Annotated in this window: 5 protein-coding genes; all 5 read left to right on the top strand. The window is 71.1% G+C overall.

What is annotated here, in order from left to right:
* Positions 1-468: 468 nt before the first annotated feature.
* The 5 genes from sucC to purH all read left to right on the top strand — a co-directional run bounded on the left by sucC (position 469) and on the right by purH (position 6,502).
* A complete protein-coding gene (gene sucC / locus HMPREF3086_RS12390) occupies positions 469-1,635 on the top strand; it encodes an ADP-forming succinate--CoA ligase subunit beta (RefSeq protein ID WP_061913796.1) in 1,167 nt (388 codons plus the stop codon).
* 21 nt (positions 1,636-1,656) lie between these two features.
* Positions 1,657-2,559 (top strand): succinate--CoA ligase subunit alpha, encoded by a 903-nt coding sequence (sucD, locus tag HMPREF3086_RS12395; protein ID WP_061913798.1) that lies wholly within the window; start codon positions 1,657-1,659, stop codon positions 2,557-2,559.
* A gap of 129 nt (positions 2,560-2,688) precedes the next feature.
* Complete coding sequence (locus HMPREF3086_RS12400) at positions 2,689-4,257, top strand: cell division protein PerM (RefSeq protein WP_246830985.1); 1,569 nt, start codon at positions 2,689-2,691, stop codon at positions 4,255-4,257.
* A gap of 62 nt (positions 4,258-4,319) precedes the next feature.
* Positions 4,320-4,949, top strand: coding sequence for a phosphoribosylglycinamide formyltransferase (purN, locus tag HMPREF3086_RS12405; RefSeq protein WP_174521547.1), 630 nt, complete (start codon positions 4,320-4,322; stop codon positions 4,947-4,949).
* Positions 4,946-6,502 (top strand): bifunctional phosphoribosylaminoimidazolecarboxamide formyltransferase/IMP cyclohydrolase, encoded by a 1,557-nt coding sequence (gene purH, locus HMPREF3086_RS12410; protein WP_070722143.1) that lies wholly within the window; start codon positions 4,946-4,948, stop codon positions 6,500-6,502. The genes purN and purH overlap by 4 nt, the downstream gene beginning before the upstream one ends.
* Positions 6,503-6,580: the final 78 nt, after the last annotated feature.

Genomic DNA, 6,580 nt, shown 5'->3' on the forward strand with positions numbered 1-6,580 from the left:
GAGGACGGCGGCGCGACCGCGCAGGGCGGTCGGCGGCGCGGGCATCCGGTGGCGGCCGACGCGATGCGCACCGGCCGGAGGAATGACGACAGGAGTCGCTGCTACTTCCTGATGCGACTCTCTCACCGTGGTCGTTTCCCCTCTGTCGTCGCGCCGTGATCTTTTCGTGATGAACGTCGTCCAAGGTAACGGACCGGCAACGGCCTCGCAAGGCGGCGACCGCCCCGCGGGAGCGGAGTGCATCACACCGGTGTGACTCGCGTGGTTCGAGGGGTTTGAAGGATCCCGAGGGGGCCCAGAGGGCGTCGGCGATCGCGCCCGGGCTGACGCGCGCTGTGATTCAGTGCACATACATACACACACATACCCCCGGGGTGCGACGGGCGACACACCGCGCGCCTAGGATGAGGCAGGACTCGGCTTTACAACGGGGCCGGGCGAATCTACCCACGTCAAGATGGTGAGCTGATGGATCTCTTTGAATACCAGGCAAAGGCTCTTTTCGCGAAGCATGACGTGCCCACCACCCCGGGGCGCGTCGCGGAGACCGCGGAGGAGGCCGAGAAGGTCGCGGCCGAGATCGGCAAGCCTGTTGTCGTCAAGGCCCAGGTGAAGGTCGGTGGCCGTGGTAAGGCCGGCGGCGTGAAGCTGGCAGAGGATGCCAAGGAGGCTCGAGCCCGGGCCGAGGACATCCTGGGCCTGGACATCAAGGGCCACATCGTCAAGAAGCTGCTGGTCGCCGAGGCCAGTGACATCGCGGAGGAGTACTACATCTCCTTCCTTGTCGATCGCGCTAACCGCAACTACCTGGCCATGTGCTCGGTCGAGGGCGGCGTCGAGATCGAGCAGGTCGCCGAGGAGTCCCCGGACCGGCTCGCGAAGATCAACATCGACCCCACCGAGGGCGTCGACGTGGCCAAGGCCCGCGAGATCGCGAAGGCCGGCCACCTGCCGGAGGAGGTGCTGGACGCCGCCGCGGTGACCATCGCCAAGCTGTACGAGGTCTTCGTCAAGGAGGACGCCACCCTGGTTGAGGTCAACCCGCTCGTGCGCACGCCGAACGACGAGATCCTCGCGCTCGACGGCAAGGTGACGCTGGACGAGAACGCCGAGTTCCGTCACAAGGACACCTTCGCCGACTTCGCCGATGCGGGCACCACCGATCCGCTCGAGCAGAAGGCCGCCGAGAACGGCCTCAACTACGTCAAGCTCGACGGCGAGGTCGGAATTATCGGCAACGGCGCCGGCCTGGTCATGTCGACCCTCGACGTCGTCGCCTACGCAGGCGAGAACCACGGTGGCGTCAAGCCCGCCAACTTCCTCGACATCGGCGGCGGCGCGTCCGCCGAGGTCATGGCCAACGGTCTCGACGTCATCCTCGGCGACGAGCAGGTGAAGAGCGTGTTCGTCAACGTCTTCGGCGGCATCACCGCCTGCGACGCGGTGGCGAACGGCATCGTCAAGGCCCTGGAGATCCTGGGCGACGAGGCCAACAAGCCGCTCGTCGTGCGTCTGGACGGCAACAACGTCGAGGAGGGTCGCAAGATCCTCGCCGAGGCGAACCACCCGCTCGTCACCCTGGCCGACAATATGGACTCCGGCGCCGACAAGGCCGCCGAGCTGGCCGCCAAGTAAGAAGCAGAGGACCTTACACACATGTCGATCTTCCTCAACAAGGACAGCAAGGTCATCGTCCAGGGCATCACCGGCGGCGAGGGCACCAAGCACACGGCCCGCATGCTCGCGGCCGGCACCCAGATCGTCGGTGGCGTCAACGCCCGCAAGGCCGGCACCACCGTGTCCCACAAGGACGCCGACGGCAACGACATCGAGCTGCCCGTCTTCGGTTCCGTGAAGGAGGCCATGGAGGCCACCGGTGCCGACACGACGATCCTGTTCGTACCGCCGCCGTTCACCAAGGACGCCATCATCGAGGCCGTGGACGCGGAGATCCCGCTCGCCGTGGTCATCACCGAGGGCGCGCCGGTCCTGGACACCGCCACCGCGTGGAACTACAACCTCGCCAAGGGCGGCAAGACCCGCATCATCGGCCCCAACTGCCCGGGCATCATCACACCGGGTGAGTCGCTGGTCGGCATCACCCCGGCCAACATCACCGGCAAGGGCCCGGTCGGTCTCGTGTCCAAGTCGGGCACCCTGACCTACCAGATGATGTACGAGCTGGCCGACTACGGCTTCTCGACCGCCATCGGCATCGGCGGCGACCCGATCATCGGCACCACGCACATCGACTGCATCGAGGCCTTCGAGAACGACCCGGAGACCAAGGTCATCGTGATGATCGGCGAGATCGGCGGCGACGCCGAGGAGCGTGCGGCCGACTACATCAAGGGCAACGTCACCAAGCCGGTCGTCGGCTACGTTGCGGGCTTCACCGCCCCCGAGGGCAAGACGATGGGCCACGCCGGCGCGATCGTGTCCGGCTCGGCCGGCACCGCGCAGGCCAAGAAGGAGGCCCTCGAGGCCGCGGGCGTGAAGGTCGGCAAGACGCCGTCCGAGACCGCCCAGCTCGCCAAGGAGATCCTCGACGCCCTGTGATCCACCCGCGGCGGCCCCGTGAGGGGCGGCCGTGCGTGAGGGTTCCCGCGACCCCCGTCATCCCCGGATGGCGGGGGTCGCGGCGTGCCGGGGGTGGGCATGTCGGACCGGCTCTCTACGGTGGTCAGCGTGAGTCCCCCACGCGTCATCCGGCCCGCCGCCCGACGGTCTCCCGCGGGCGCCCGTTCGCTGCTGTGGACGGCGGCGGCTGCGGCACTTCCCGTCATCGTCACCGTGCTCGTGTTGGCCGCCTCGACCCTGGCGACTCTGGTGTTCACCTCCGACGGGTTCGACTCGTTGTTCGCCGTGGTCGCCGTGGAGTGGTTGGTGCTCAACCGCGTCCCGCTGGTGGTGGACACCATCGAGTTGGGATTCCTCCCGCTGCTGCCGCCGGTGCTCTACGCGGCGGTGTTGGCGCGTCAGACCCGCGCGGTGCTGGCGGACGTGGAGCAGCCGGGCGCGCGCGAGGCCGGAGCGGCGGTGGCCGGCGTGACGGTGGCGGGTCTGCTGCTCACCGGTCTGGCGACTCTGCTCGTGGGCTCCGCGGCGTCGGACTTCGCGGTGCGGGAGTCGTCCCTGCCGTCGGCGCTGGGGTGGACGGCGGCTGTGGCCATCGCCGGGGCGGGCCTGGGGGTGTGGCTGTACTTCCGGCGCGACCTGCGCGAGGTCGTGCCGCTGTGGGTCCGCGGCGGCATCCACCTCGGAGCGGCGTTCGTCGCCGCGGCCTGGGCGGTCGCGACCCTACTGGTCCTGGTCGGCCTCGTGGCGGCGTGGGAGCCCGTCGCGGCGGCGCTGGGGATCGGTAAGGACGTCGTGGGGACGGCCGCGCTCACCGCGATCTCGGCGGCGTATCTGCCCAACGTGGTGATCGGCGCCGCGTCCCTGCTCGTGGGCGGGGAGGCGCATCTGGGCCAGGCCTCGTACAGCGTCTTCGCTGTGTCGCGCGGCCCGATGCCGGAGGTCCCGCTGGCTGCCGTGCTGCCCACCACCACCCCGCACTGGGCGGTGCAGGGGCTGTTGCTGGTGACGGTGGTCCTGGCGGCGGCGTTGGCGCGGTCGGTGGCGCATTGGTTCCGGACGACCGGAGACGCGGTGAAGGCGGCGTGGCTGGCCGCCGCGATCGTGGCGCTGGTGATCGCGGTGAGCCCTGTCGTGGCCGGGGGCGAGCTCGGTGTGCTCGGCACGGTGGGCACGGGGTCGCTCATCGCGGCGGGCATGGGTCTGTTGCTGTTCGGCATCATCGGGTCGGCGACCATCGCCCTGTCCCTGGCGGGCCTGACGCGGCGCCGGGAGCGCGCGGAGAGCGAGCTCGAGCGTCGCCGCCGCCGTGCGGGGACGGTGTCCGACGACGTGATCGCCCCGGTCGGGGTCGGCGGGGACGACGACGCCCGGGAGGGCGACGACGACGAGGTCGATCACCTCGGAGCCGACACCGATCACTCCGAGGGCGCGGCGGCCGACCTCGACGGAGCCCCTGAGACCGACACCGCGGTGGACGCGGACCCGCCATCGGATGCGGCGGCCGAGGACCCGCCCGTCGCTGACGAGCCGGCAGGGGAGCAGGCTGGCGAGCCGGTAGACGAGCCGACAGGGAAGCCGAGCGAGGAGCCGGCCGAGGAGGTCGCCGGGGACGCCGCTGAGCCCGCCGAGGACGATTCGACCGGTCTGCCTGACGAGGAGCCGAGACCGGCCGACTAGACTCCCCAGACGAGGCCCGCGCGACCGGCGGGCCGCCGGATCGACGGGCGGGAGCGCAGCAGGTGGCGGAAACCGAGTCCTCCGGTGGCGGGTCCTGCGGGATCGTGCTGCTGGCCTCCGGCTCCGGCACCCTCGCCCAGAGCGTTCTCGACGCCGCGGCGGCAGGCGACTGCCCGTACCGCGTCATCGCGCTCGTCTCCGACCGCGACTGCGAGGCCGTCGCCCGCGCTGACCGCGCCGGCATATCCACCGCCGTCCTCCGTCCCGGTGACCATCCGGACCGCGCCGCCTGGGACCTCGCCCTCGCCGAGGCCGTGGCACGGTTCGCGCCCGACTGGGTCGTGTCGGCCGGGTTCATGCGCATCCTCGGCGCCGAGTTCCTGGGTCGCTTCGCCGACCGCGTCGTCAACACCCACCCCGCGCTGCTGCCGTCGTTCCCCGGCGCGCACTCCGTCCGCGACGCGCTCGCGTACGGGGTACGGGTCACCGGCTGCACCGTGCACCTGGTCGACGTCGGGGTCGACACCGGCCCGGTGATCGCCCAGCGCGCCGTCGAGATCCTCCCCGACGACACCGAGCCCACCCTCCACGAACGCATCAAGGTCGTCGAGCGCGAACTGCTCGTCGACGTCCTCGCGGCCGCCGCCCGCGGCCGACTCCACATCGAAGGTCGAAAGGTGCACCTGAAGTGACCGACTCCCGCAGGCCCGTCCGCCGTGCCCTCATCAGCGTCTACGACAAGACCGGGCTGGAAGAACTCGCCCGGGGGCTCGCCGACGCCGGGGTCGAGATCGTCTCCACCGGCTCTACCGCCCAGCGCATCGCGGACGCCGGGATCGCCGTGACGCCCGTCGACGCGCTGACCGGGTTCCCGGAATGCCTCGAGGGTCGGGTCAAGACCCTGCACCCGCGGGTTCACGCCGGCATTCTCGCCGACACTCGCAAGCCCGAGCATCTCGAGCAGATCGAGGGCCTCGGCGTGCAACCGTTCGAGCTCGTCGTCGTCAATCTCTACCCCTTCACCGACACCGTCGCCTCCGGCGCCGACCACGACGCCTGCGTCGAGCAGATCGACATCGGCGGACCGTCCATGGTCCGCGCGGCGGCCAAGAACCATCCCTCCGTCGCGGTCCTGGTGGACCCCGCCGGCTACGGCGACGCGCTGGAGGCCGTCGCCGCGGGCGGGTTCACGCTCGAGCAGCGCCGCCGCCTCGCCGCCGCCGCGTTCCGGCACACCGGCGCCTACGACGTCGCCGTGGCCACGTGGATGACCGATCAGACGTCCGGCGCGGACGAGGGCTACCCGATCTGGCAGGGGCAGAGCCTCGACCTCGTGGCCACGCTGCGCTACGGCGAGAACCCGCACCAGAGCGCCGCCCTCTACACCGACGCCGCGGCCGCGCCCGGGCTCGCCCAGGCCCGCCAGCTGCACGGCAAGGAGATGAGCTACAACAACTACGTCGACGGCGACGCCGCGTGGCGCTCCGCCTTCGATCACGCCGAGCCGTGCGTGGCGATCATCAAGCACGCCAACCCGTGTGGCATCGCGATCGGCACCGACATCGCCGCCGCTCACCGCGCCGCTCACGAGTGCGACCCCGTCAGCGCGTTCGGCGGCGTCATCGCGGCGAACCGCGAGGTCACCGTCGAGATGGCCGAGCAGGTCGCCGAGATCTTCACCGAGGTCATCATCGCCCCGTCCTACGCCGACGGCGCCGTGGAGATCCTCCAGCGCAAGAAGAACATCCGCATCCTCGAGGCGCAGGGCCCGGCGACCGATGAGGTCGAGCGCAAGCAGATCTCCGGCGGCGTCCTGGTGCAGCAGCGTGACTCCCTCGACGCCGACGGCGACGTGGTGGCCGGCTGGACCAAGGCCTGCGGCGCCGACGCCGACGAGCAGACCCTCCGCGACCTGCTGTTCGCGTGGCGCGCCTGCCGCGCGGTCAAGTCCAACGCCATCCTGCTCGCCCAGTCCGGCGCGACCGTCGGCGTGGGCATGGGTCAGGTCAACCGCGTCGACTCGGCGCGGCTCGCCGTGCAGCGCGCGGGGGACCGGGTCACCGGTGCGGTCGCCGCCTCCGACGCGTTCTTCCCCTTCGCCGACGGGCTCCAGGTGCTCGCCGAGGCCGGCGTCCGCGCGGTGGTCCAACCCGGCGGCTCCGTGCGCGACGCCGAGGTGATCGAGGCCGCCGAGAAGGCCGGGATCACCATGTACTTCACCGGCGCCCGGCACTTCTTCCACTGACATGGCGGGCACCGGTGCGGCGGGCAGCGGGGCGGACGGCAGCGGGGCAGTCGACGGGGCAGTCGGTGCGGCCCCGCT

The sequence above is a fragment of the Dietzia sp. HMSC21D01 genome (assembly GCF_001815995.1).
Taxonomy (GTDB): Bacteria; Actinomycetota; Actinomycetes; order Mycobacteriales; family Mycobacteriaceae; genus Dietzia; species Dietzia cinnamea.

Bases quoted from the DNA above. Each gene is read 5' to 3' on its own strand.
- sucC (WP_061913796.1), top strand. From the start codon at position 469: ATGGATCTCTTTGAATACCAGGCAAAGGCTCTTTTCGCGAAGCATGAC.
- sucD (WP_061913798.1), top strand. From the start codon at position 1,657: ATGTCGATCTTCCTCAACAAGGACAGCAAGGTCATCGTCCAGGGCATC.